The following is a 1,669-nucleotide window of genomic DNA, read 5'->3' on the forward strand; positions in this document are numbered from 1 at the left end:
CGTGGGCGTAGATAGCTCTTTGCTGTATAATAGTCGCAGTGAAGCGCTACCCCGTTCAATACAAGCAAAACAAAAACATCGTGTACTCTTCCAAGTACCACATCGTCTTCTGCCCCAAGTACCGCCGTCCGGTGCTGGTGGGGGCGGTGGCGGATAGGTTGCGGGAGATACTGAACGAGATATGCGCCGAACGCAGGTGCGAGCTTTTCCAGATGGAGGTGATGCCCGACCACGTGCATCTGTTGCTGGAGGTAGACCCTCAGTTCGGGGTGCATCGTTTGGTCAGGTTGCTCAAAGGGCGTTCCAGCCGCCAACTCCGGCAGGAGTTCCCGCACCTCAAAAGCCGCTTACCTACCCTTTGGACAAACAGCTACTTTTTGAGCACGGTGGGCGGCGCTCCGTGGGCGGTCATCAAGCGCTACATCGAGAACCAGAGAAACGTCTAGCCATTAGCCATGCTGAAAGCCTTCGCCTACCGCATCTACCCCACCAAGCCTCAACTGAAGGGCTTGGAGGAGCACCTGAACCGCACCCGTGAGCTGTACAACGCGGCGTTGCAAGAGCGGCGGGATGCCTACAAAAAGACGGGGAGGTCGGTCACGGCGTTTGAGCAGATGGGCTCTTTGGTCGAGGTCAAAGAGGGTCGCCCCGAATACCGCCGCATCCACGCCCACGTGCTGCAAGGGGTCATCACCCAACTCGACCGGGCCTTTCAGGGTTTCTTCCGCCGGGTCAAGGCGGGCGAGAAGGCGGGCTACCCACGCTTCAAGAGCAAAGACCGCTGGGACTCTTTCCATTTCAAGCAGGTCTGGGACAATAGCCGGGACAACTGGTTTGGCCCCGGCAAGCCGGTGGGCTCCAACCGCATCCGCCTGCCCAACATCGGGGACGTGCGCATCAAATGGCATCGCCCCCTGGCCGGACGGCCCAAGACCCTCACCATCAAGCGCGATGGGGAGCACTGGTACGCGGTGTACGTCTGTGAGGTCGAGCCCCAACCCCTGCCCGCCACCGGAGGCGAGGTCGGGATAGACCTCGGGGTCAACCCCAACTTCCTCGTCACCTCGGACGGCGAGTTTGTACCCGCCCCTCACTACTACCGCAAGGCTGAGGCCAAACTGAGGCGACAGCAACGCGTCGTATCCAGGCGCAAACGTGGCGGGGGCGGCAGGAAAAAAGCCGTCGCCGCCCTCAAGCGCCTGCACCGCAAGGTGCGGAACCAGCGAAAAGACTTTCACCACAAAACCGCCCGCAAACTCCTGGAGGCCAACGATGTCGTCTACCACGAAAACTTGAGCGCCAAAGCCATGTCCCGCTCCCGCCTGTCCAAGAGCATCCTGGACATGGGCTGGGGGCAGTTCTTAAACATCCTCTACGGCAAAGCGGCGGAGGCTGGCCGTAGGGTCGTCGGCGTCAATCCGGCATACACCTCTCAGATATGTAGCGGCTGCGGCCATGTCCAGAAAGTGCCTATCGGCAAGCCCTACGAATGCGGGGCTTGCGGTTTGGTCATCCACCGGGACGTAAACGCGGCGCTGAATATCCTGAGAATGGGACGGGGCGTGTACCCGTCCGCAGATGGGCAGGGCTTGCCCCTGGGCGAGAGCGGTGAGGTTGCTCATGCTCGTAGACCCCAGAAGCCCCCGGCTTTAGCCGTGGGGTAAGTCAC

2 protein-coding genes are annotated in these 1,669 nt (G+C 60.9%); both read left to right on the top strand.

Going from position 1 to position 1,669, the window contains the following annotated elements:
* Positions 1-38: 38 nt before the first annotated feature.
* Positions 39-446 carry an IS200/IS605 family transposase gene (tnpA, locus tag Mgrana_RS16590; RefSeq protein WP_119358675.1) on the top strand — a complete coding sequence of 136 codons (408 nt, stop codon included), beginning with the start codon at positions 39-41 and terminating at the stop codon, positions 444-446.
* A gap of 9 nt (positions 447-455) precedes the next feature.
* Positions 456-1,664, top strand: a complete 1,209-nt coding sequence (locus Mgrana_RS16595; protein ID WP_119358676.1) for an RNA-guided endonuclease InsQ/TnpB family protein — start codon at positions 456-458, stop codon at positions 1,662-1,664.
* Positions 1,665-1,669: the final 5 nt, after the last annotated feature.

Source organism: Meiothermus granaticius NBRC 107808, from assembly GCF_003574355.1.
GTDB lineage: Bacteria > Deinococcota > Deinococci > Deinococcales > Thermaceae > Meiothermus > Meiothermus granaticius.